General features: G+C 71.2%; 28 protein-coding genes. 13 read left to right on the top strand and 15 right to left on the bottom strand.

Annotation, left to right across the window (positions count from 1 at the left end; translation table 11 throughout):
* The first annotated feature begins 20 nt into the window (after positions 1–20).
* Genes LWP59_RS29595 through LWP59_RS29580 form a run of 4 tightly spaced genes read left to right on the top strand, consistent with a single transcriptional unit; the run spans position 21 to position 4699 of the window.
* Positions 21–1103 carry a DNA polymerase ligase N-terminal domain-containing protein gene (locus tag LWP59_RS29595; RefSeq protein ID WP_144641623.1) on the top strand — a complete coding sequence of 361 codons (1083 nt, stop codon included), beginning with the start codon at positions 21–23 and terminating at the stop codon, positions 1101–1103.
* A gap of 34 nt (positions 1104–1137) precedes the next feature.
* Positions 1138–2616 (top strand): FAD-dependent oxidoreductase, encoded by a 1479-nt coding sequence (locus LWP59_RS29590; RefSeq protein WP_229857579.1) that lies wholly within the window; start codon positions 1138–1140, stop codon positions 2614–2616.
* Positions 2535–3686, top strand: a complete 1152-nt coding sequence (locus LWP59_RS29585; RefSeq protein WP_144641626.1) for a carboxylate-amine ligase — start codon at positions 2535–2537, stop codon at positions 3684–3686. The genes LWP59_RS29590 and LWP59_RS29585 overlap by 82 nt, the downstream gene beginning before the upstream one ends.
* 29 nt (positions 3687–3715) lie before the next feature.
* Positions 3716–4699, top strand: coding sequence for an iron-containing redox enzyme family protein (locus LWP59_RS29580; RefSeq protein ID WP_144641629.1), 984 nt, complete (start codon positions 3716–3718; stop codon positions 4697–4699).
* A gap of 36 nt (positions 4700–4735) precedes the next feature.
* Here LWP59_RS29580 and LWP59_RS29575 read toward each other — a convergent pair whose 3' ends face one another.
* The 7 genes from LWP59_RS29575 to LWP59_RS29545 form a co-directional block, all read right to left on the bottom strand.
* A complete protein-coding gene (locus tag LWP59_RS29575; protein ID WP_144641632.1) occupies positions 4736–4939 on the bottom strand; it encodes a CDGSH iron-sulfur domain-containing protein in 204 nt (67 codons plus the stop codon).
* Positions 4917–5567, bottom strand: a complete 651-nt coding sequence (locus LWP59_RS29570; protein WP_144641635.1) for a HemK2/MTQ2 family protein methyltransferase — start codon at positions 5565–5567, stop codon at positions 4917–4919. The genes LWP59_RS29575 and LWP59_RS29570 overlap by 23 nt, the downstream gene beginning before the upstream one ends.
* A 28-nt stretch (positions 5568–5595) precedes the next feature.
* Positions 5596–6615 (bottom strand): DNA topoisomerase IB, encoded by a 1020-nt coding sequence (locus tag LWP59_RS29565; RefSeq protein ID WP_144641638.1) that lies wholly within the window; start codon positions 6613–6615, stop codon positions 5596–5598.
* 18 nt (positions 6616–6633) lie between these two features.
* On the bottom strand, positions 6634–6828 hold the full coding sequence (locus LWP59_RS29560; RefSeq protein ID WP_144641641.1) for a DUF2795 domain-containing protein: 195 nt from the start codon (positions 6826–6828) through the stop codon (positions 6634–6636).
* A 38-nt stretch (positions 6829–6866) separates the two neighbouring features.
* Positions 6867–7187: an STAS domain-containing protein gene (locus LWP59_RS29555; RefSeq protein WP_186383352.1), complete on the bottom strand. Its 321-nt coding sequence runs from the start codon at positions 7185–7187 to the stop codon at positions 6867–6869.
* 88 nt (positions 7188–7275) lie between these two features.
* The gene (locus LWP59_RS29550) at positions 7276–8541 is read right to left on the bottom strand and encodes a carotenoid oxygenase family protein (RefSeq protein ID WP_144641647.1); all 1266 of its coding nucleotides are present in this window, start codon (positions 8539–8541) and stop codon (positions 7276–7278) included.
* Positions 8538–9101: a hypothetical protein gene (locus tag LWP59_RS29545; RefSeq protein WP_144641650.1), complete on the bottom strand. Its 564-nt coding sequence runs from the start codon at positions 9099–9101 to the stop codon at positions 8538–8540. Before LWP59_RS29545 ends, LWP59_RS29550 begins: the two co-directional genes overlap by 4 nt.
* Before the next feature lie 87 nt (positions 9102–9188).
* On the opposite strand from LWP59_RS29545, the gene LWP59_RS29540 reads away from it, so the two are divergent.
* Genes LWP59_RS29540 through LWP59_RS29530 form a run of 3 tightly spaced genes read left to right on the top strand, consistent with a single transcriptional unit; the run spans position 9189 to position 11215 of the window.
* Positions 9189–9704, top strand: a complete 516-nt coding sequence (locus tag LWP59_RS29540) for a PadR family transcriptional regulator (protein ID WP_144641653.1) — start codon at positions 9189–9191, stop codon at positions 9702–9704.
* 28 nt (positions 9705–9732) lie between these two features.
* Complete coding sequence (locus LWP59_RS29535; protein ID WP_144641656.1) at positions 9733–10488, top strand: DUF427 domain-containing protein; 756 nt, start codon at positions 9733–9735, stop codon at positions 10486–10488.
* 19 nt (positions 10489–10507) lie between these two features.
* Complete coding sequence (locus tag LWP59_RS29530) at positions 10508–11215, top strand: MBL fold metallo-hydrolase (RefSeq protein ID WP_144641659.1); 708 nt, start codon at positions 10508–10510, stop codon at positions 11213–11215.
* Here the strand turns inward: LWP59_RS29530 and LWP59_RS29525 are convergent.
* Genes LWP59_RS29525 through LWP59_RS29510 form a run of 4 tightly spaced genes read right to left on the bottom strand, consistent with a single transcriptional unit; the run spans position 11212 to position 14672 of the window.
* Complete coding sequence (locus LWP59_RS29525; protein WP_144641662.1) at positions 11212–12294, bottom strand: glycerate kinase; 1083 nt, start codon at positions 12292–12294, stop codon at positions 11212–11214. The genes LWP59_RS29530 and LWP59_RS29525 overlap by 4 nt on opposite strands.
* A gap of 9 nt (positions 12295–12303) precedes the next feature.
* Positions 12304–13449, bottom strand: a complete 1146-nt coding sequence (locus tag LWP59_RS29520) for a glutamate--cysteine ligase (RefSeq protein ID WP_144641664.1) — start codon at positions 13447–13449, stop codon at positions 12304–12306.
* A complete protein-coding gene (locus tag LWP59_RS29515) occupies positions 13450–13920 on the bottom strand; it encodes a hypothetical protein (RefSeq protein WP_144641666.1) in 471 nt (156 codons plus the stop codon).
* A complete protein-coding gene (locus LWP59_RS29510; protein ID WP_144641668.1) occupies positions 13917–14672 on the bottom strand; it encodes an alpha/beta hydrolase in 756 nt (251 codons plus the stop codon). The genes LWP59_RS29515 and LWP59_RS29510 overlap by 4 nt, the downstream gene beginning before the upstream one ends.
* A gap of 180 nt (positions 14673–14852) precedes the next feature.
* Here LWP59_RS29510 and LWP59_RS29505 point away from each other — a divergent pair, with 180 nt between their 5' ends.
* Together LWP59_RS29505 and LWP59_RS29500 are read left to right on the top strand one after the other, a co-directional pair.
* Positions 14853–15611, top strand: coding sequence for a lysophospholipid acyltransferase family protein (locus LWP59_RS29505; RefSeq protein WP_144641670.1), 759 nt, complete (start codon positions 14853–14855; stop codon positions 15609–15611).
* A 20-nt stretch (positions 15612–15631) separates the two neighbouring features.
* Positions 15632–16120, top strand: a complete 489-nt coding sequence (locus LWP59_RS29500) for a polyadenylate-specific 3'-exoribonuclease AS (protein ID WP_144641672.1) — start codon at positions 15632–15634, stop codon at positions 16118–16120.
* A 60-nt stretch (positions 16121–16180) separates the two neighbouring features.
* Here the strand turns inward: LWP59_RS29500 and LWP59_RS29495 are convergent, their stop codons facing one another.
* Positions 16181–17266, bottom strand: a complete 1086-nt coding sequence (locus LWP59_RS29495) for a 3-deoxy-7-phosphoheptulonate synthase (RefSeq protein ID WP_144641674.1) — start codon at positions 17264–17266, stop codon at positions 16181–16183.
* 258 nt (positions 17267–17524) lie between these two features.
* Between LWP59_RS29495 and LWP59_RS29490 the strand changes: the two genes are divergently transcribed.
* Positions 17525–18550 carry a 6-phosphofructokinase gene (locus tag LWP59_RS29490; RefSeq protein ID WP_144641676.1) on the top strand — a complete coding sequence of 342 codons (1026 nt, stop codon included), beginning with the start codon at positions 17525–17527 and terminating at the stop codon, positions 18548–18550.
* Here LWP59_RS29490 and LWP59_RS29485 read toward each other — a convergent pair.
* On the bottom strand, positions 18520–19011 hold the full coding sequence (locus LWP59_RS29485; protein ID WP_144641678.1) for a group II truncated hemoglobin: 492 nt from the start codon (positions 19009–19011) through the stop codon (positions 18520–18522). The genes LWP59_RS29490 and LWP59_RS29485 overlap by 31 nt on opposite strands.
* Before the next feature lie 71 nt (positions 19012–19082).
* Here LWP59_RS29485 and LWP59_RS29480 point away from each other — a divergent pair, with 71 nt between their 5' ends.
* From LWP59_RS29480 to LWP59_RS29470, 3 genes are all read left to right on the top strand, one after another.
* On the top strand, positions 19083–19442 hold the full coding sequence (locus tag LWP59_RS29480) for a winged helix-turn-helix transcriptional regulator (RefSeq protein ID WP_144641679.1): 360 nt from the start codon (positions 19083–19085) through the stop codon (positions 19440–19442).
* Between the two features lie 103 nt (positions 19443–19545).
* Positions 19546–20745, top strand: a complete 1200-nt coding sequence (locus LWP59_RS29475) for a glycoside hydrolase family 18 protein (RefSeq protein ID WP_144641680.1) — start codon at positions 19546–19548, stop codon at positions 20743–20745.
* A 77-nt stretch (positions 20746–20822) separates the two neighbouring features.
* Positions 20823–21194, top strand: a complete 372-nt coding sequence (locus tag LWP59_RS29470) for an alpha/beta fold hydrolase (RefSeq protein ID WP_229857581.1) — start codon at positions 20823–20825, stop codon at positions 21192–21194.
* Between the two features lie 79 nt (positions 21195–21273).
* Here LWP59_RS29470 and LWP59_RS29465 read toward each other — a convergent pair whose 3' ends face one another.
* Both LWP59_RS29465 and LWP59_RS29460 read right to left on the bottom strand, forming a co-directional pair.
* Positions 21274–21525: a hypothetical protein gene (locus LWP59_RS29465; RefSeq protein WP_229857583.1), complete on the bottom strand. Its 252-nt coding sequence runs from the start codon at positions 21523–21525 to the stop codon at positions 21274–21276.
* Positions 21526–21775: 250 nt separating this feature from the next.
* Entirely contained in the window at positions 21776–21973 is a 198-nt protein-coding gene (locus LWP59_RS29460) for an antitoxin (RefSeq protein WP_144641681.1), read from the bottom strand.
* Positions 21974–22055: the final 82 nt, after the last annotated feature.

Raw genomic sequence — 22055 nt, 5'->3', positions numbered from 1 at the left:
TTTTCGGTAGGGTGCTTCTCGTGGCCGATCTGAGCGAGTACCGGCGGAAGCGGGATCCGAAGCGGACCCCGGAGCCGGTGCCCGCCGAGGACGTGCTCCCGCGCGGTGACGACGACGCGTTCGTCATCCAGGAGCACCACGCCCGCCGCCTGCACTGGGACGTGCGTTTCGAGCGTGCGGGCGTGCTCGTGTCCTGGGCCGTCCCGAAGGGATTGCCGCCGCTGCCGGACACCACCAGGCTCGCCGTGCACACGGAGGACCACCCGCTGGAGTACGCCACTTTCGAGGGGGAGATCCCGGCCGGTGAGTACGGCGGCGGGCTGATGAAGATCTGGGACCGTGGCCGCTACGAGACGCTGCACTGGGGTGAGCACAAGGTCGAGGTCGTGTTGCACGGCTCACGCGTGCGGGGCCGGTACCTGTTCGTGAACCGCCGTTCCGAGCAGGAGAAGCGGGACTGGATCGTGCGGCGGCTCGACCCGCCGCAGCGCAAGGATTTCGCCGAGCTGCCCCGGTTCGTGCAGCCGATGTTGCCCCGTAAGGGAAATCTCCCCGAGGATGACGACGTTTGGGGCTACGAGTTCCGCTGGGCGGGGGAACGCGCGCAGGTGCGGGTGGAGGGTGGCCGCGTCGACATCCGCGATGGCGACGGCGACGAGATCACCCCGCTGTACCCGGAGCTGAGGGGGCTCGGCGAGCAGCTCGGCTCGACCGAGGTCCTGCTCGACGGCGAGCTGATCGCGCTGGAGGGCGGCAAGCCGAGCCAGGCGGCGCTGCGGCGGCGGGCGCAGGCCGAGCCCAGGCAGGTCAAGCGGCTGCTGGCCGGAACCCCGGTGCTGTACCTGCCGTTCGACGTCCTGCACCTGGACGGCAGGTCGCAGCTCGACCAGCCGTACACGCGCCGTCGCCGTCGGCTGCGCAAGCTCGGGCTGGAGGGGGAGAGCTGGCGGGTGCCGCAGCACTACACGGGCGGCGGTGCCGACGTGCTGGCCGCGGCCCTCGACAACGGCCTCACCGGCATCACCGCGAAACGGCTGGACTCGGTGTACGAACCGGGCCGCCGCAGCGACGCGTGGCTCGTCATCACCGGTAGCCGGCGCTAGGTTTCGGCCGGCCTGGGACGGGCACTCCCGTGCCATGCAGCTGCCCGCACCCTTGTCCCTCTGGGTGGACACCGCACCGGCGCCCGAGCGGGCCAACCGGCCGTTGCCCGCCGACGTCGACGTCGTGGTCGTCGGCGCCGGGATCGCGGGCCTGACGAGCGCCTACGCGCTCGCCGACGCGGGCCGCTCGGTGCTCGTGGTCGAGGCTGCCGAGGTCGCGAGCGGGGTTTCGGGACACACGACCGCGAAGATCAGCGCCCAGCACGCGCTCAAGTACGACACCCTCCAGTCGCGCAAGGGCGCCGACGCCGCCCGCCAGTACGCGCAGAGCCAGCTCGAAGCGCTCGAATGGATCGCGGGCACCTCCGCGCGGCTGCACCTCGACTGCGACTTCTCCCGGCAGGACAGCTTCGTCTACACGACCAGGAGCGGCCAGTTCGGCAAGCTGAAGAGCGAAGCCGACGCGGCGGCGGAAGCCGGCCTGCCCGCGAGCTTCGTGCAGGACGTCGAGCTGCCGTTCCCCGTCGAGGGGGCCGTCCGGGTCACCGGGCAGGCGCAGTTCCACCCTCGCAAGTGGTTGCTGGGCCTGGCGGCGGCGTTCGAAGGGCTCGGCGGCGTCATCATCGAGCAGGCCGGGGTGGAGCGCGTCGACGAGCGGCCGACACCGACGGTGCACGTGCGGGGCGGCACGGTCAGGGCCGCCGACGTCGTGATCGCCACGCACTACCCGGTCCTCGACCGCGGCCTCTTCTTCGCGCGGCTCGAACCGACGCGCGATCTCGTGGTGGCAGGCGAGGGCAAGGCGCCGCCCGGGATGTACCTGGACGCGGACACCCACCGCTCGGTGCGTGGCCACGACGGGCTGGTGATCGTCGGTGGCGAGCACTACCGCACCGGTGAGCACGTCGACGTCGAGGCCCGTTACCGCAAGCTCGCGGCCGGCGCGGCCGACTTCGGGGTCACCAAGGTGACCCATCGCTGGTCCGCACACGACATGTCCACTTTGGACTCCGTGCCGTACGTCGGCCGCTACCACCCCGGTACCCGGCACCTGTGGGTCGCCACGGGGTTCGGGCAGTGGGGGATGACCGGCGGCACCGCGGCGGGCCTGTTGCTGGACAAGGAGATCCGGGGCGAGGGCAGCCCGTACGCCGGGCTGTACGACCCGAACCGGTTCGACCTGCGGTCCTCGCTGAAGCTGGCCGAGAACAACAGCCAGGTGACCCTGCACCTGGTGGGCGACCACCTGCGGGCGGCGGTGGCGCCGGGCGACGTGCCGAGCGTCGGCGAGGGCAAGGTCACCCGGCGCGGCACCCAGCTCGTCGCCTCCTACCGCGCCGCTGACGGCAACCTGCGCAGCGTCAGCGCCCGCTGCACCCACCTGGGCTGTCTGGTCGCCTTCAACAACGCCGAGAAAACCTGGGACTGCCCATGTCACGGTTCGCGGTTCGGCACGGACGGCTCGGTGATCCAGGGCCCGGCGACCAAGGCGCTGCCCCCGGTGCCGGACTGACCATCGGCGTCGAGGAGGAGTTCCTCCTGCTCGACCCGGCCACGGGCGCGACCGTTCCCCGCGCGTCCCGCGTGCTCGACGGCCATCGCCCGCTGCCCGACGGCGCCGCCCTGCACCGCGAGCTGCGGGCCACCCAGGTCGAGGCCGCGAGCGGGATCTGCCTTGACGCACAAGGACTTCGCACGCAGCTCGTGCGCGGCAGGCACCTGCTGCACGAGGCCGCGGTGCTGCACGACACGGTGATCGCCGCGGCCGGCACGTCCGTCCTCTCCGGACCGGCGACGCTCGGCGACAACGACGGCCGGTTCGGCCGGATCGACGACCTCTACCGCGGCATGGTCGCGGACTACGAGGCCTGCGGCTGTCACGTCCACGTCGGCGTGCCCGACCGGGAGACGGCCGTCGCCGTGGTCAACCACCTGCGGCCGTGGCTGCCCGCGCTGCTGGCGCTGTCGGTGAACTCGCCGTTCGACCACGGCCGCGACACCGGCTACGGCAGCTGGCGGATCGTGCAGCAGTCCCGGTTCCCCGGCGCCGGGGTCCCGCCGTTCTTCCCCGATTTGGCCGCCTACGACGACGAGGTGGACCGGCTGGTCGACTGCGGTGCGCTGGTCGACGCGTCGATGTCGTTCTGGCTCGCCCGCCCGTCGAAACGCTTGCCCACCATCGAGTTCCGGGTCGCGGACACCGCGCTGACCGTCGACGAGGCGCTGCTGCAGGCGTTGCTCGGCCGCGCGCTCGTGCGCCGCGCGCTGGCCGACCTCGACCGCGGCGTGGCGGCGCCGCGGCTGTCCGGGCAGGTGGCCGCGGCGGCGCTGTGGACCGCCGCACGGGACGGTCTCGAGGGCAGCGGCGTGCATCCCGGCCTGGCCCAGCAGATGCCGGCCGAACGGGTCGTCGTGAATCTGCTGGAGCACGTGCGGCCGGCGCTGGAGGAGGCCGGGGACCTGGACTTCGTGCGCGAGCAGGTGCGGCGGCTGCTCAGCGAGGGCACCGGCGCGCAGCGGCAGCGCCGCGCCGTCGCGGCCGGGTTGCCCGCGCTCATCACAATGCTGACCGGACACGCGTAGCAGCACACCCGGACGGGTATTCAGCTGCCATGACGAGTGCTGTTGCGGTATTGCCTGGTGCCCGGGGACCGTTGTCCGAGGCGGTCATCGAGTCGTTGCGCCGCGACGAGCGGGGTGACTTCCCCGAGCTGCGCGCGGTGGCCGACGCCGACCCCTTCGGCGAGGACGTGCAGCTCGCCCTGTACCTGTGCTACGAGCTGCACTACCAGGGTTTTCCGGGCGTGGACCCGGACTGGGAGTGGGACCCCGAGCTGCTGCGCCTGCGTGCCTCGATGGAACGGGTGTTCCTCGCCGGGCTGCGCGCGGCCACCGCGGGCGGCGACGACGTCCAGGGCGAGCTCGACGAGCTGCTCGTCGAACCGATCGACGGCACCGGGATCAGCCACTACCTCGCCGACACGGGCGAGTGGTGGCAGATGTGCGAGTACCTCACGCACCGCTCGATCTACCACCTCAAGGAGGCCGACCCGCACGCGTGGGTCATCCCGCGCCTGCGCGGGCGCGCGAAGGCGGCGCTGGTCGCGGTCGAGTTCGACGAGTTCGGCGGCGGCCGCGCCGACCGGGTGCACGCGAAGCTGTACGCGGACCTGATGGACGCGGCCGGGCTGGACCCGGGTTACCTGCACTACCTGGACGACGTGCCGGGGTGCATGCTGGCCGTGGTCAACCTGATGTCGTTGTTCGGGCTGCACCGGCGGCTGCGCGGTGCGCTCGTGGGGCATTTCGCGGCGGCCGAGATCACCACGGCGCCGAGCGCGATGCGGATGGAGCGCGCGCTGAACCGGCTCGACGCGCCCGACGCCTGCAAGGTGTTCTTCACCGAGCACATCGAGGCCGACGCGGTGCACGAGCAGGTCATGCGGCACGAGGTGATCGGCGGGCTGCTGGCCGACGAACCGGAGCTGGCGGCGGACGTCGTTTTCGGCATCCAGGCGACGAACCTGCTCGAGGCCCGCTTCGCGACGCACGTCCTGTCGGCCTGGCACTCGGGCCGATCCTCACTGCGGGCATGAAGAAGGGGCCTCCGCGGAGGCCCCTTCTCATCCATTTCAGCGACGGACCTTCTTGCGATGACTGGTGTCGCAGAAGGGATAACGGCGGCTGCGGCGGCAGGCGCAGACCGCGACCACGAAACGGTCCGAGGACACCGTGGTGCCGTCGGGCAGCTCCAGCTCGACCGGGCCCTCGACGAGCACCGGCCCGCCCGGCTCGATGGTCACCCGGCGTGGTTCAGCGTTCGATGCGGTCGGCACGGATCACCACCAGCTCCTCGGTCCGCTCGCCGGGCTCGATGAGGCCGGCGTCCTCCAGGTACTCGATGCGCGAGCGCATCACGGGCCCGAACGGTTCCGTCGCGCGTGCGACGACCGAGGACTTCAACCCCTTGTCCCGTAAGGATTCCAGGGTCGCCTCGATACCGCACAGTGCGGAATGGACGATGAGCATCGTGCCGTCGGGCGCGAGCAGGTCGGCCGCCCGTTCGCACAGCTCGTCCAGGCAACGCCGTCCGTCCAGCCCGGCGTCCCACGCCATCGCCGCGCCCTGTGCGGGCTCGACCGACGGGGAAGGCACGTAAGGCGGATTCGCGGTGATCAGGTCGAACTGCCCGTGCACGGCCGTGAGACCGCCGTGCAGCACCCTGACCGGCAACCCGCGCACCCGGGCGTTGAAGCGCGCGCTGAACACCGCGGGCAGGTACCGGTCCACCGCGGTCACCTGCCGGGCGCCGCCCCGGGCCGCGGCGATCGCCGCGACACCGGATCCGGTGCACAGATCCAAAGCGCGGGCCGAACGACCCAGCCCCGCGTCCCGCAACGCACTCAGCAGCAGCCGGGTGTCCGCCTGCGGGCGGTAGACACCGGGCAGTCTCAGCAACCACACCCGGTCCTGGTACCTCTACCGGGGCAGCTCAAACATGAGATCGCTTCGACAGCAAGCGGATCACGGCCCGTTCGAGCACCTGACGCTCCTGGTCGCCGCGGACGCCCTTGGCGCCGAGGCGCCGCAGCGCGGACTCCACCGTGGACCCTTCCTCGTAGGCGTGCACCACCCGCGGATCCACATAGGAGCGCTTGGCGACGGCCGGGGTGTTGCCCAGGCTTTCCGCCACCTCGCGCATCACCGCCGCCTGGGTGCGCTGCAGACCGCGCTTGGACTTGACGGGCCCGGCGGCCGCGAACGCCGCCGCGGCGAGCACCGTCGCGTGCCAGGTCCGCAGGTCCTTGCCGGTGAACTCGTCGCCGGAGATCTCCTTGAACCGCTCGTTGATCTGGTCGGCGTGCACCTCGTGCCAGCCCGCCGAGTCGCGATAGACCAGCAACCGGTCCGAACCGGAATCGGCGCGCAGGAGGGCCTTGATGACCTTGGCGAGCTCCTCGTCGGTGATGCTGTGCGTCCGTTCGATGCTGCCCTTGGCGTTGTAGCAGAAGGTGATCTCGTTGCCGCGCACCCGCACGTCGTCCTTGAGCAGGGTCGCCGCGCCACGGGTGCCGTTGGCCTCGGCGTACTCCTCGCTGCCGGTGCGGAACACGCCGCGGTCGAGCATCCGCAGCGCCGCCCCCAGCACCCTGGTCTTCGTCAGCCCGCGCTCGTGCAGGTCGGCCGCGACCTGCTCGCGCCACTTCGGCAGGCATTTGGCCAGCCGCAGCACGCGGTCGTGCTTCTGCTCGTCCCGTTCGCGGCGCCACTGCTCGTGGTAGAGGTACTGCTTGCGGCCCGCGTCATCGACGCCGACGGCCTGGATGTGCCCGTTCGGGCGCGGTGAGATCCACACCTTGCGCCACGCGGGCGGGATCACCAGGTCCTGCACGCGCTCGAGCGTCTCCGCGTCGCGCAGCGGCTCGCCTTCAGGCGTGAAGTAGCGAAAGCCCTTACCGCTTTTCCGGCGCCGGATCCCTGGCGCCGACAGATCACTCCTGGCCAGCCGCATCCCGGCTCCGTGGGGGTCTCATCCGGTCTCGGTCAGCGCGCTGTTGACCGCGTCGAACCCGGCATAGCTGCGTTCGGGCAGGCAGCCGAGATGGCCGAGGGTGCCGTCGTCGGCGCCGTGGGCGGCGGCCTGGCGGAGCAGTTCGGCGCGGTCGCACGGATAGTCCACTTCGGACAGCAGGGTGCGGAGCCGGTCCTCCTCGGGCAAGGTCATGTCCCGGAGATACCCCAGGGCCGGGCGGGCAAACCGGGTCAGTCGGCGCGAGGGAGCAGGTGCTCGCCGCCGGCGGCCTCCAGTACGCGCTCGACGGCACGGGAACCGGTGGTGCGCACCCGCATCCTGATCCCGGTGCCCGCCGCCTCGGCGGCGGCGGTCATCAGGACCTCCAGCCCGGCGCCGGACATGAAGGTCACCTCGCTGACGTCGACCACCACGTCCCGTTCGGCACGGGCCAGCTGGGTGTCCAGCTCGTTCGCGAGCGAGGGGGCGGTGAAGGCGTCCAGCTCACCGGCGACCACCACGGTGGTGGCGCCGCGCTCGGAGCGGCGCGAGAACTCGAGTCCTTCGAGCATGCGTCCTCCTCCCCTCGATGAGGGAGACTGGTCTGTCTTAGCAGTCCGGGGAGAACGTGTCCAGGACCCGCCGCCGCCCATCGCCCGATCAGGCGCCGGGATGCCCGTCCGCGATCCAGTTGCCGTGGAACCCCGCCGGGACGCGGCTGGGCAGCGCCACGGTGGCGACCGGCGCGCGCAGGTCCGTCGCGTCCAGGATCACCAGGTCGCTGCTGTCCCTTGCCCGGTCGTACACGTACGTGATCAGCCAGTTCGGCGGCGCGAACACCGCCTCCCCCGGGGTGCGGCCCTCGGTGAAGGTGTGCGCCGCCGACCCGCCGGCGTGCAGGTCGTACCGCACGAGCGCGTCGCCGGCGGTGACGTGGCCGTAGCGGACGTCCAGACCGGCCAGCCGGTCGTCGATCCGCGGGAACTCGCACGGCCGGTCGTCCAGCTGCTCCTCGCGGACGGTGCCGGCCCGCAGGTCGATCGTCCACCGCCACAGGGTCGAGGGCGCGTCCTCGTGCCCCGGCCACCACAGGTGCGCGTACCGCACCACGTGCAGCACGATCGTCTCGCCCGCCTCGTGCGCGTTCAGCGTGTGGAAGACGTAGCACGGGTCGACGGTGAACCAGCGGACCTCGCCGTGCGGGTCCTCCCGCGACAGCACCCCGATCCGCGCCCCGTAACCGGCGTCCCAGTGATAGGGCATCCCGTCGCGGGCGCCGTCGAACACCACCGGCAGGTCGAGGAACACCACGTGCCTGCTGGTGAGGGTGAAGTCGTGCATCATCGTCGGCCCCGGCACGTCGATCGGCCGGGACAGCTGCAGCTCGCCGGCGGCGTCCGCCCGGTGGTAGGTCACGTAGGGCTCGCGCACGTCGTACCCGAAGAAGTGCAGCTCCCCGGTCTCGGGGCAGATCTTGGGATGCGCGGTCATCGCGGTGTGCAGCTTGCCGTGGAAGTCGTACGGGCCCACGGTTTCCAGCTCGTGCGTCACCTCGTAGGGCAGCGACGACTCCACGAGCGCGAGCGTCCGCCCGGCGTGGTTCACGACATGGGTGTTCGCCAGCGACGCGGTGAGGTCGCGGCTGCCGTCCGGCCCCCGCAGCCGCATCGACGGGTCCTCGAAACTGCGGGTGCGGACCCAGCGGTTGCGGTACCAGGCGGCGCGCCCGTTCTCCAGCCGCACGCCGTGGATCATCCCGTCCCCGGTGAACCAGTGCGCCGACTCGTCGCGCGGGTTGGGCCCGTTGCGCAGGTACCAGCCGGTCAGCTCGGGCGGGATGGCACCGGTGACGGGCAGGTCGAACGCCGTCAGCTCGTCGGCGACGGGGGCGTAGTTGCCCTTGAGGTGGAAGCTCGTGCGGGTCATGCGGGCTCCTTCAGCGCGCGGGCGCGGACGATCCGCGGGTAGCGGATGGTGAACAGGACGGGGACGGCGAAGCCGGCGACCTTGAAGGTGACGACGGCGGCGGTGGCGTGCGGCGCGAACGCCAGCAGGAAGCCCAGTGCGAGCGCCTCGATCGTGAAAGCGCTTGCCCACACCGCGGTGATGACGACGTTGGTCCGCCGGAAGAGCGGGTTCCGCCACAGCTGCGGCTGCACCATCTGCCGCGCGATGCCGAGCGTGAACGGCCGCCCGATCACCAGCGAGCCCCAGGCGGTGAGCGCGAGCCAGGCGGAGGACATGGTGACCACCTGGTCGCTCGCGGCCGAGCCCGGATCGGCGAACGCGAACACCGCCAGCAACCCGAAGAAGACCGCGGCGCTCAGCTCGATGACCATCGAGTCCCACGGCCTGCGCTCCCGGCGTTCCCACACCACCAGTCCTGCCGAGAGCAGTAACCCGACCAGCGCGCTGTAGCGCCAGTCGAGCTGGGTCGCCACCGCCGCGTAGACGATCCAGGGGGCGAAACTCCGCAGGTAGTTCATCGTCCGCTCCTCGACATTCCAGTCTTGACATGTCGAAACTAGAGGGTCAGAACTAGACATGTCAAGACTGGAAGGTATGCTGCGTGCATGAGTCTTCGACACGCTGTGCTCGGCCTGCTGTCCGAGGAGCCCGGCAGTGGCTGGGACCTGATGCAGAAGTTCGAGGTCTCGCTGAGCAACGTCTGGCCGGCGACCCAGAGCCAGCTCTACGGCGAGCTGGCCAAGCTCGCGGACTCGGGCCTGATCACCGTCGTGGAGGAGGGGCCGCGGGGCCGCAAGGTCTACGCGATCACCGACGAGGGTCGGGCCGAGCTGCGGCACTGGCTGCTCGAGACCCGCCCGCGCACCCGTCGTGACGACCTGTTGTTGCGGGTGTTCTTCCTCAACGCGCTCGAACCCGACGAGGCCAGGGCCTTCCTCGCCACCACCGCCGGGGTCGCGACCGAGCACCACGAGTCGCTGCGCAAGCTGGACGAGCAGCTCGAGTGGGGCGACAACGCGTTGGCGGTGTACGGCAGGCTGGCTCTGGAATGGGGCCTGCGCTTCACCGCGATGCACCGGGAGTGGGCGGACTGGGCACGCGAGCAGCTGCCGGAGAAATAACCCCGCGGCGGCCGTGGTTGCAGCCAGCATGAGCAACGACGGCCGAGGCCGGGTGCGGGTCGAACACGGTGCCAAGCGGGTGCGGGTGGTCTTCGGCGGCAAGGTCGTCGCCGACACCATCCGGCCGCTGCTGGTGTGGGAGATCCCCTACTACCCCGCCTACTACATCCCACGTGAGGACTTCGTCCCGGACGCGCTCGTCCCGTCCGCGAACACCTACCACTCCCCGAGCCGCGGCGACGGCAAGCTCTCGACGGTCCGGGTCGACGAGCGCGAGGCGGTGGACGCGGCGCTGGAGTACGAGGACTCGCCGATCGAGGAGCTGCACGGCCACATCCGGCTGGACTTCGAGGCGATGGACAGCTGGTTCGAGGAGGACGAGGAGATCTTCGTCCACCCCCGTGACCCGCACACCCGCGTCGACATCCTCGCCAGCTCCCGGCACGTGCGCATCGAGATCGACGGCGTGACCGTCGCCGACACGCACAGCCCGCGGCTGCTGTTCGAGACCGGCCTGCCGACGCGGTACTACCTGCCCAAGACCGACATCCGGCTGGACCTGCTCGAGCCGAGCGACACCGTCACGCACTGCCCGTACAAGGGTTCGGCGGAGTACTACTCGGTTCGCGTCGGGGACGAGCTGCACCGCGACATCGTGTGGTACTACCGGACGCCGTTGCCGGAGAGCCAGAAGGTGCAGGGCCTGGTCTGCTTCTACGACGAGAAGGTGGACGTCTTCGTGGACGACGTGAAGCAGGAGCGCCCGAAGACCAAGTTCGCCTGAGTGTCCTAGTCTCAGGAGCATGTCCGACCGCCTGTACTTCCGCCAGCTGCTGTCCGGCCGCGACTTCGCGGTCGGCGACCCGATCGCCACCCAGATGGTGAACTTCGCCTACCTGATCGGCGATCGCGAGACGCGAGAGGCGGTGCTGGTCGACCCGGCGTACGCGGTTGGCGACCTGCTCGACGTGCTCGCGGCGGACGACATGCGGCTGACCGGGGTGCTGGCCACGCACCACCACCCCGACCACGTCGGCGGCAGCATGATGGGCTTCACCCTCGCCGGGCTCGCGGAGCTGCTCGCCCGCGAGCCCGTCCCGGTGCACGTCAACCGCGCCGAGGCCGAGTGGGTGCAGCGCGTCACCGGCCTGTCCGCGACCGACCTCACCCGTCACGACCACGACGACGTCGTGCACGTCGGCGAGATCCCGGTCCGGCTCCTGCACACCCCGGGCCACACGCCCGGCAGCCAGTGCTTCCTGCTCGGCGACCGGCTCGTCGCGGGGGACACGCTGTTCCTCGAAGGCTGTGGCCGCACCGACTTCCCGGGCGGCGACGCGGAGGCGATGTACCACAGCCTGCGCGCGCTGGCCGAGCTTCCCGGTGACCCCGTGGTGTTCCCGGGGCACCAGTACTCCGCCGCACCCTCGGCGCCGCTGTCCTCCGTGCGGGAGAACAACTTCGTCTACCGGCCGAAGTCGCTGGACGAGTGGAAGACCATGTTCGCCTAGAGCCAGTCGGCCGCGACCTTCGCGGCCAGCTGCTCCAGCAACACCGCCGTGTCGGTCATGCAACGCTCCACATCGGACTCGATGTCGGTGAGCCCGTAGCCCGCGGAGAACCCGTTCTCCACGAGGGTTTCCCGGCTCAGCGCGATCCGCCCGGCCATCGCGACCACCGGAATCCCGCGCGCCTGCTGGGCTATCCCCGCCGGGCCCTTGCCGTGCAGCGTCTGCTCGTCGAACGAGCCCTCGCCGGTGATCACCAGGTCCGCGCCGGGCAGCTTGTCCGCGAACCCGGTCATCTCCAGGATCACGTCGATGCCGGGCCGGAAGGTCGCGCCGAGGACCGCCAGCGCGGCGAACCCCGTCCCACCAGCGGCCCCGGCGCCCGGCGCGTCGACGAGTTCGGTGCCGACGATGTCCGCGAAGTGCTTCAAGGCGCTGTCGAGCAGCGCGACGTCCGCCGGGGTCGCACCCTTCTGCGGGCCGTAGACCGCGGCGGCGCCGTACTCGCCGAGGAGCGGGTTGTCCACGTCGCTGGCGACCACGATCTCCGCGCGGCGCAGGCCGGTCAGGTCGATGCTCGCGAGGTCGAGCAAAGCCCTGCCGCCCAAGGGGATCTCGTTGCCCTCGGCGTCGAGCAGCCGCGCGCCCAGCCCCCGCACGAGCCCGGCGCCGCCGTCGGTGCTCGCGCTGCCGCCGAGCCCCAGCACGATCTTCGTGCACCCGCCGTCGAGCGCGTGTGCGATCAGCTCGCCGACGCCCAGCGTGTTCGAGGTCAGCGGCGCGAGCTCCGGCATCATGGTCAGCCCCGACACCGCCGCCAGCTCGACCACCGCCGTGCCGTCCCTGCGGGCGTAGCCGGTTCGCACCCGCTCGCCGGTGGGCCCGGTGGCCTCCGCCGGGACGTACTCGAACCCGGCCGCGACGGCGGCCGCGACCGTCCCGTCCCCGCCGTCGGCGATCGGGCACTCCAGCGTCTCGACGTCCGGCACCGCGCGGCGCAGGCCCGCCGCGATCGCGTCGGCGACCTCCTTCGCGGGGAGGGTTCCCTTGAACTTGTCCGGCGCGATGACGACCTTGGGCATGCGAGCAGGTTAACCGGAACTCTTCGGAATCCCCTCACGCATCTCGGCGATCAGCGAGGCGACGACGGCCTTCAGGCTGCCGTTGTGCTCGCGTGCCACGGCCCGTTGCCGCTGGTAGCTCGCGCCGTGGCGCAGGATCGTCTCGACCCCGCGCAGCTCGTCCACGCAGCGCAGCCGGCGGGCGACCGGCTCCAGGCGGTCGAGCACGTCCCAGATGTCCTCGGTGACCAGCCGCTCGTCCCCGCCCGAGTTGAGGATGATGATCGCGTCCAGGCCGTAGCGCGCCGCGCGCCACTTGTTCTCCTGCACGTGCCACGGCGGCAGCGAAGGCAGCTCCTCGCCGTTGTCGAGCCGTTCGCTGAAGTCGTCCACCAGGCACTGGGTCAGCGCCGCGATCGCGGACACCTCCTCCAGCGTCGGCAGCCCGTCGCACACCCGCATCTCGACCGTGCCGAAGTGCGGCGCCGGCCGGATGTCCCAGCGGATCTCGGAGAAGTGGTCGATCACGCCGGTCTTGAACATGTCGTCGACGTAGTGCTCCAGCTCCGACCACTTGCGGAACTGGAAGGGCAGCCCGGCCGTCGGCAGCTGCTGGAACATCAGCGCCCGGTTCGAGGCGTAGCCGGTGTCCTCCGCGCCCCAGTACGGCGACGACGCCGAGAGCGCCTGCAGGTGCGGTGCGTAGTTCAGCAGCGCGTCCAGCACCGGGAGCGCCTTCTCCCGCGAGTCGAGCCCGACGTGCACGTGGACGCCGTAGATCAGCATCTGCCGTCCCCACCACTGGGTCCGGTCGATGAGCTTCTGGTAGCGGGCCTTGTCGGTGACCTTCTGCTGGTACCACGGCGAGAACGGATGCGTCCCCGCACAGAACAGCTCGACGCCCAGCGGGTCGATCACCGAGTGCACCGTCTCGAGGGACTCCGCCAGGTCAGCGGCCACCTCGCCGACGGTGTCGCACACGCCCGTGATGACCTCGATGGTGTTGAGCAGCAGCTCCTGCTTGATCTTGGGGTGTTCCTCCCGGCCGTCCGGGCGCACCGCCTCCAGGATGCGCTCGGCCACCGACGAGAGCTCCCCGCTGCGGCGGTCGACCAGCGCGAGCTCCCACTCCGCCCCCACCGTCGAACGTCGCGACGGGGAGAAGTCGATCCGCATTCAGACCTGCGCGCCGTTCGTGGGGTCGGCCCCGTCGGGCGGCCCCTGCTTGACGCGCAACAGCAGCAATGCGATCGCCGTGGCGAGCGCGAGGATGCCCAGCGGGGTGCCGAGTGACTGGGTGACCCCGATCAGGCCGGGCGCGATCAGCAGGAACAGGCCCACCACGAAGAACAGCAGCACCACGAACGCGCCCTTGCCGGGGCGGGGCAGCGGCGGCGGCTCGGGCGGGACGTAGTGCTCCTCGTCGTCGGCCGGATCGTCCCCGAGCACCGTGTCGTCCCACGTCGTACCGCCGACGCGCCACGACGGCTCGGGCTGCTCGGGTTCGGCGGGCGGTGTCTTCTCGGGGCGGGGCTGGGGCTCCACCGGTTCGTCGACGAACTCGCCGACCCCCTCCGCGCGCAGGTCGGCGACGATGGCCGCGAAAGTCGCGTCCACGTCCTCCGGGTCGGTGCCGTGCGAGCTCATCGGGATCCCACCTGCTCCTGTGCGAACTGCACGCTGCGCTCGAAGATCAGCGGAGCGTCATGGTCGAGCGTAGCCACGTGGAAGCTGTTCTCCAGCACCACCTCGGTGACGTTTTCGCTGCGCACACCTGCAAGGACGAGCCGGGCGTTGACGGGTTCCACCACGTGGTCGGTCCGGGACCGGAACAGCAGCAGCGGCTGGGTCACCTTCGCCAGGTCGGCGCGCACCAGGCGCCACAGCTGCGCCAGGCTCGCGGTCGCCCGCACGGGGGTGCGCGGGTAGGCCAGCTCGGTCGAGCCGGGCTTGGCGATGTCGTTCGCGATCGCGGGCACCGATGGCAGCACCCGCGCGAGCAGGGGCAGCAGCTTCGCGTCCCGCCGCAGCGTCGTCACCGACGGGTTGACCAGCACCAGGCCCGCGATCTGCTCGCCGAAGTCCTGTGCCAGCCGCAGCGCGAGCGTGCCGCCCATGGACAGGCCGAACACGAAAACCGATTCGCACTTCTCCCGCAGCGCGAGCAGCTCGGTGCGGACGCAGCCGTACCAATCGGGCCAGCTCGTGCGGTTGAGCTCCGGCCAGGTGGTGCCGTGGCCGGGCAGCCGGGGGCAGCGGACGGTGAAGTCGCGCTCGGCCAGGTACTCGCCCCACGGCCGCATGCTCTGCGGCGTGCTGGTGAAGCCATGGCAGAGCAGCACCCCGGCTTCGACCGATCCGGTGTGCGAGAACGGTTCCGCCCCGGCGAGTACGGGCATCTCGGCCGCCCCTTCTCTTCGACCTGACCCGACCCATCGTCGCACGCGCGCGGGGATCAGGACATGCCCGGCGGGCCTGTGAGATCGCGCGCACCCGGCAGGAGGGACGTTGTGCTCGGGCGGTCACTGTTCGTACCCTGTCAGGCAGGCTGGTCGGGCGGGTTGGAGGGGCGGATCGCTGTGCTGTACCGATTGCTCAAATGGGTGCTGCTCGGCCCGTTGCTCAAGACGCTGTGGCCGACCAAGGTCACCGGCGCACAGAACGTGCCCGCCACCGGCGGCGCGATCCTCGCCAGCAACCACCTGGCGGTCGCCGACTCGTTCTTCATGCCGCTGCGCGTGCGCCGGCGGGTGACGTTTCCGGCGAAGTCGGAGTACTTCACCGAGAAGGGTGTCAAGGGCCGGCTGAAGAAGTGGTTCTTCACCGGGATCGGCCAGATCCCGATCGACCGGTCCGGCGGCAGCGCCGCGCAGGCCGCGCTGGACACCGCCATCCGGCTGCTGCGCGAAGGCCATCTGCTGGGCATCTACCCCGAGGGCACCCGCTCGCCCGACGGGCGGCTGCACAAGGGCAAGACCGGCGTCGCGCGCATCGCGCTGGAGGCCGGGGTGCCGGTGGTCCCGGTGGCGATGATCGGCACCGACAAGGTCAACCCGATCGGCTCGAAGATGTGGCGGCCGCGGCGGCTGGAGATCCGCTTCGGCGAGCCGCTGGACTTCTCGCGGTACGAGGGCCTGCAGGGCGACCGGTTCGTGGAGCGGTCGATCACCGACGAGATCATGTACGCGCTGATGGAGCTGTCGGGCCAGGAGTACGTGGACATCTACGCGGCGCGGGCGAAGGAGCTGATGACGGCCGAGGCCGCGGGCGTGCGCCCGGCCGTGCCCGCCCAGTCGGCGCGCGAGACCGACCGGGTACCGGAGACGAAGGCCGGCTGAGCGCCGCCTAGGGTGCTGCGGTGCGATTCTTCTACGACACCGAGTTCATCGAGGACGGCGTGACGATCGATCTGGTGTCGATCGGTGTCGTGGACGAGCGGGGCCGGGAGTTCTACGCGGTTTCGACGGACTTCGACCCGGGCAAGGCGGGGCCGTGGGTGCGCGAGAACGTGCTGCCGAAGCTGCCCTCGCCGGCCGATCCGGCGTGGCGCAGCCGGGAGCGGATCCGCGCGGACCTGCTGGAGTTCCTCGGCAAGCCGCCGGGCGGGATCGAGCTGTGGGCCTGGTACGCGGCTTACGACCACGTCGCGCTGGCGCAGCTGTGGGGTCCGATGCCCGCGCTGCCGAGGCAGCTGCCGCGGTTCACGCGTGACCTGCGGCAGCGGTGGGAGGACGTCGGCAAGCCCAAGCTGCCCGCCCCGCCCACCGACGCCCACGACGCCCTCGCCGACGCCCGGCACAACCTGGAGCGCTGGCGCGTGATCGAGTCCCTCCGCGCCCGGCGGTGAGTCCGCCCCGCCGGGGCGCCTGCCCACCACCGCCGGCGCGGCGGGCAGGCGCCCCGGCAGTCAGCCCCGGCGGCCCACCGCCTGCGCCAGCCGGTCCAGCAGTCCCGCCGTCGTCGGCCAGTCCAGGCACGCGTCGGTGATCGACCGGCCGTAGGTCAGCTCCGCGGCCCGGCCCAGCACCAGCTCCTGCCGCCCGGCCTCGAGGAAGCTCTCCAGCATCACCCCGACGATGCCCCGCTCCCCGCGGCCGATGCGGTCCGCCAGCTCCTCGACCACGACCCCCTGGCGCACGTGGTCCTTGCCGCTGTTGCCGTGCGAGGCGTCGATGATCACGCGCTCGGGCAGCCCGCTCGTGCGCAGCCGCGCGAGGGTGTCGCGCACCGTCTCCTCGTCGTAGTTCGGCCCGCCCGTGTGGCCACGCAGGATCACGTGGCAGTCCGGGTTGCCCGCCGTGGTGATCAACGCGGCCAGCCCGTCCGCGTTGATGCCCGGGAACACGTGGCTCGCCGCCGCGGCCCGGGTCGCGTCGACGGCCACCTGCACGTCGCCCTCGGTCGAGTTCTTGATCCCGACCGGCATGGACAGCGCGCTGCACAGCTGCCGGTGTACCTGGCTCGCCGCGGTCCGCGCGCCGATCGAGCCCCAGCTGACCGTGTCCGCGATGAACTGCGGCGTGATCGGGTCCAGGAACTCGCATCCCACGGGCAGTCCGAGGGCGGAGATGTCCAGCAGCAGCTTGCGCGCCATCCGCAGGCCCTGGTTGACGGCGTACGAACCGTCCAGCGCGGGGTCGTTGATGAGCCCCTTCCAGCCCAGCGTCGTGCGTGGTTTCTCGAAGTACACGCGCATGACCACGTGCAGCCGGTCACGCAACGCGTCGGCCTTCTCGGCGAGCCGGATCGCGTAGTCGACGGCCGCCTCCGGGTCGTGCACCGAGCACGGGCCGACGACGACGAGCAACCGGTCGTCGGTGCCGTCGAGGATGTCGACGCCCGCGGCACGCCCGTCCGCGACGGTCTTGGCGACGGCGGCGTCCATCGGATGCTCCTGGCGGAGCAGGGCGGGGGAGAGCAGCGGACTGATGCCCACGGTGCGCTGGTTGTCCAGGGACTCCAGTGGCTGCGCGGGGCCTGCGGCGATCTGCATGAGGGGTTCAGGTCCTTGTCCGACCGGCCCGTCGTGCTGCCACCCGAGCCGGTCTTGGTTCCGGCTCGAGGGTGGAAGTTCAGCGCGCGGCGATCTCGCCGGCTGGCCCACCCAGGGCCGGCCCGCTAAACCAGAAATACCGCTGCACGGACGCGACCCTACCAAAGGCTCCGGCCGCTTGACCGATCAAGGCCCGTCACGGCTACGCTGGCGCTGAGAAGTGTGACGCACAACAACTTTCGAAAGGGCTGATTCCTCATGCGAGTGGGGGTGCTGACCGGTGGCGGCGACTGCCCCGGGCTGAACGCGGTGATCCGGGCCGTGGTCCGCAAGGGGATCGAGGTCCACGACTGGGACGTCGTCGGCTTCCGCAGCGGCTGGCGCGGCCCGATGACCGGGGACAGCAGGCCGCTCGGCCTGTCCGACGTCGAGGAGATCCTCACCCGCGGTGGCACGATCCTCGGCTCGTCGCGCACCAACCCGTACAAGGAGGACGGCGGCGTCGACAAGATCAGGGCGACGCTGGCCGAGCAGAAGATCGACGCGCTGATCGCGATCGGTGGCGAGGACACGCTCGGCGTGGCCAAGAAGCTCACCGACGAGGGCATCGGCGTGGTCGGGGTGCCGAAGACGATCGACAACGACCTCGCCGCGACCGACTACACCTTCGGGTTCGACACCGCGGTGCACATCGCCACCGAGGCCATCGACCGGCTGCGCACCACCGCCGAGTCGCACTACCGCGCGATGGTCGTCGAGGTGATGGGCCGGCACGCGGGCTGGATCGCGCTGCACTCGGGCCTGGCCGGTGGCGCGAACGTGATCCTGGTGCCGGAGCGGCCGTTCTCCGTCGACCAGGTCGTCGAGTGGGTCGAGCGCCGGTTCGAGCGGATGTACGCCCCGATCATCGTCGTCGCGGAGGGGGCGCTGCCCGAGGGCGGCGCCGAGACGCTGACCAGCGGGGAGAAGGACGCCTTCGGGCACGTCCGGCTCGGTGGTATCGGCACCTGGCTGGCCGACGAGCTCGGCGCGCGCACCGGTAAGGAGTCCCGCGCCGTGGTGCTCGGGCACGTCCAGCGCGGTGGCACCCCCACGGCGTACGACCGGGTGCTCGCCACGCGGTTCGGCCTGCACGCGGTGGACGCGGTCACCGACGGCGACTTCGGCGTGATGGTCGCGTTGCGCGGCACGGACATCGTGCGGGTCAAGCTCGCCGAGGCGACGGCCGAGCTGAAGACGGTTCCGGCGGAGCGCTACGAAGAGGCCGAGGTCTTCTTCGGCTGAGGCCGCCACGGCGGCACGGCCCAGTCCCAGTGCGGCATCGGCTCGTCGCCGTCCGGGTTCGCGCCAGGGCGCGAGAAGACGACGGCGAGCCGGCTGCCCCACTCGACGTAGCCGGCGAAGGCGGCGCGGAACTCCGGGTCGGCCGGCAGGCCCACCTCGTCCGCCGCGTCCATCAGCAGCGAGACCCAGCGCCGGCGCTGGGGCTCGGTGATCGCCCGGCCGAGGTGCCGCCCGATCATGTGCGCGTGCCCGCCCCGTTCGGTGCTGTAGCACGCGGGCCCGCCGAACACCTCCCCGAGCCAGTCGGCAACGTGCTGCGGGTGCTGGGGATCCATGCCGCGGAACACCGGTTCGAGCAGTTCGTCGGCGAGCACCTCGCGGTAGAAGGCTTCGAACAGCCTCGCCAGCGCGGGGCGGCCGCCGGCCCACTCGTAGAGGGTGGGTGTGGTCTCGTCGTTCACGGTCCCAGGCAACACCTGGCACGAGCTACCCGGCAAGTACGCACTTTCCGGTGCGGGGCGAGGAGGGACGCGTGACGCGGCGGTACCACTGCCCGGTGGAGCTGACCCTGGACGTCATCGGCGGCCGGTGGAAGCCGGTGATCCTGGCGCACCTGAAGGAGGGCGTCCACCGCTACGGCGAACTGCGGCGGCGGATGCCGGGGATCAGCGAGAAAATGCTGACGCAGCAACTACGGGAGCTGGAGTCCGACGGTCTGGTGACCCGTGCGGTGTTCGCCGAACGACGCCCGCGCGTGGAGTACTCCCTCACCGCCGAGGGGGCCTCGCTGGGGCCGGTGCTGCAGCTGCTGTACGAGTGGGGTGAGCGCCGGGCGGGTGCGAGGGGAGTGGCCTTCGCCCCGCTGCCGCCCGAAACCCCTGACTCCCGGTGAGCACGCGCTACTTTCGTCGGGAATACTGGACTAGACCATTGAACTCTTGGTCTAGTCCACTTAACGTGCTGTTCGTCCCTTCTTGTCCGGTCGGGGAGGAAGCATGTTCCGAAACCGCAAACTCCACGCCGTCGCGGGCGCGCTCGCGGCGGTCCTGATGACCGTCACGTTCGCACCGCCCGCCGCGACCGCCGCTCCCTTTGGCAAAATGGTCGGCTACTTCACCGAATGGGGGGTGTATGACCGCAACTATCACGTGAAGAACGTCGAGACCAGTGGCTCGGCGGCGAAACTGACCCACATCAACTACGCCTTCGGCAACGTGACGAACGGCCAGTGCGCGATCGGCGATACGTACGCCGCCTATGACAAGGCGTACTCGGCTGCCGACAGCGTCGACGGCGTCGCCGACACCTGGGACGCCGGCGCGCTGCGCGGCAACTTCGGTCAGCTCAAGCGGCTCAAGGCGATGCACCCCGGCCTGAAGGTCATCTACTCCTTCGGCGGCTGGACCTGGTCCGGCGGCTTCGCGCAGGCCGCGCAGAACCCGGCCGCCTTCGCCGACTCCTGCTACAACCTGCTCAACGACCCGCGCTGGGCCGGTGTCTTCGACGGCATCGACATCGACTGGGAGTACCCGAACGCCTGCGGCCTGTCCTGCGACACCAGCGGCGCCGCCGCGTTCAAGAACCTGATGGCCGCACTGCGGGCCCGCTTCGGCAGCAAGCTCGTCACCGCCGCGATCACCGCCGACGGGACCTCCGGCGGCAAGATCGACGCGGCCGACTACGGTGGCGCGGCGCAGTACGTCGACTGGTACAACGTCATGACCTACGACTACTTCGGTGCCTGGGCCGCCACCGGTCCCACGGCTCCGCACGCGCCGCTGAGCTCCTACGACGGCATCCCCACGGCCGGGTTCTACGCCGACGCCGCGATCCAGAAGCTGAAGTCGAAGGGTGTGCCCGCGGGCAAGCTGCTGCTGGGCATCGGCTTCTACGGCCGCGGCTGGACGGGCGTCACGCAGGCCGCTCCGGGCGGCACCGCGACCGGCGCCGCGCAGGGCAAGTACGAGGCGGGCATCGAGGACTACAAGGTGCTCAAGACGCGGTGTCCGGCGACGGGCACGGTCGCGGGCACGGCATACGGGTTCTGCGGCGGCGAATGGTGGAGCTACGACACGCCGAGCACCATCGCCGGCAAGCTGAGCTACGCCCGCGACCAGGGTCTCGGCGGCGCGTTCCTCTGGGAGCTCTCCGGTGACACCAGCAACGGCGAGCTCATCAACGCGATGAGCAGCTGACGCGGCGCCCGGGGGCGGCAGGGCACTGTCGCCCCCGGAACCTTCCGCGTCCGGCCGCGAAGCGCTTAGCTGGACCGATGACTCCCATCAGCCACCGGACCGTCCGGGTCCAGGGGCTCGAGCTGCCCATCGCCGAGGCCGGGGAGGGGCCGGTCGTGCTGCTGCTGCACGGCTTCCCCGAGTTCTGGTACTCCTGGCGCCACCAGCTGGTCGCGCTGGCCGAGGCCGGCTTCCACGCGGTCGCCCCCGACCAGCGCGGGTACGGCTCCGCCAGGCCATCGGCGACCGAGGACTACGACATGTTCCACTTGGTCGGCGACGTGGTCGGGCTCATCGCGGAGCTCGGCGAGCCGGACGCCACCGTGGTCGGGCACGACTTGGGCGCACCCGTCGCCTGGCACACCGCGCGTTGTTCCGGCCCGATCTGGTGCGCGGGGTCGCGGGGCTGAGCGTGCCCTTCCGCGGCCGCGGGCCGAAGCCGCCGGCCGAAAGCTACCGGGCGGTCTTCGGGCCCGCCTTCTACCAGCTCTACTTCCAGGAACCGGGCGTCGCCGAGAAGGAGCTCACCGCCGACCTCGACGACACGTTCCGCCGGGTCCTGTACGGGCTTTCCGGGGACGCGCCGGAGATCAGCCCGATGCTCGCCGGCGACTCGGGCCTGCTGGGGGTCCTGCGGCGTCCGGAGTCGTTGCCCGCGTGGCTCGGCGAGGACGACCTCGCCGCCTTCGTCGGCCACTTCGCGGGCAACGACTTCACCGGACCGCTCAACTGGTACCGCACGCTCGAACGGAACTGGGAGCTGACGGCTCCCTGGGCGGGCGCCGCGATCACGGTCCCGGCGCTGTTCCTGGCCGGCGAGCGCGACCCCGTGGTGAACTGGGGTCCGCTCGACCAGCTGGAAGGCGCCCTCCGCCGGCGCGTGCCCCGCCTCCGGCGCTACGAGCTGCTGTCCGGCGCGGGGGCACTGGGTGCAGCAGGAACGGCCGGCGGAGACGAGCGAGCTGCTCGTCGAGTTCGCGCGCTCGACCCGTCAGGCCGGCGGTTCCTGAGCCGGCGGCTGGTCGCCCTGCCGGCCGGCGAAGCCCTTGGCCTTCTCGGCGGCCTGGTCGATCTGGTCGCCGTGCTCGCCCCACTTGGACTTCGCCGCGTCGGCGGCCTTGTCGATGCCCTGGTCGGCCTTGTCGGGGTTCTTGCCAACGGCTTCCTTGGCCTTGTCGAACAGGTTCACGGTTCGCTCCCTCCACTGTTCACTTCGGACTCCGCAGCGGTTCCCGGGTAGCGCGGCCGGCAAACCAGCGGTCCCTCTTGTC

It is taken from the genome of Amycolatopsis acidiphila (genome assembly GCF_021391495.1).
Classification (GTDB): Bacteria; Actinomycetota; Actinomycetes; order Mycobacteriales; family Pseudonocardiaceae; genus Amycolatopsis_E; species Amycolatopsis_E acidiphila.
This window is presented reverse-complemented; position numbering and strand designations above follow the sequence as displayed.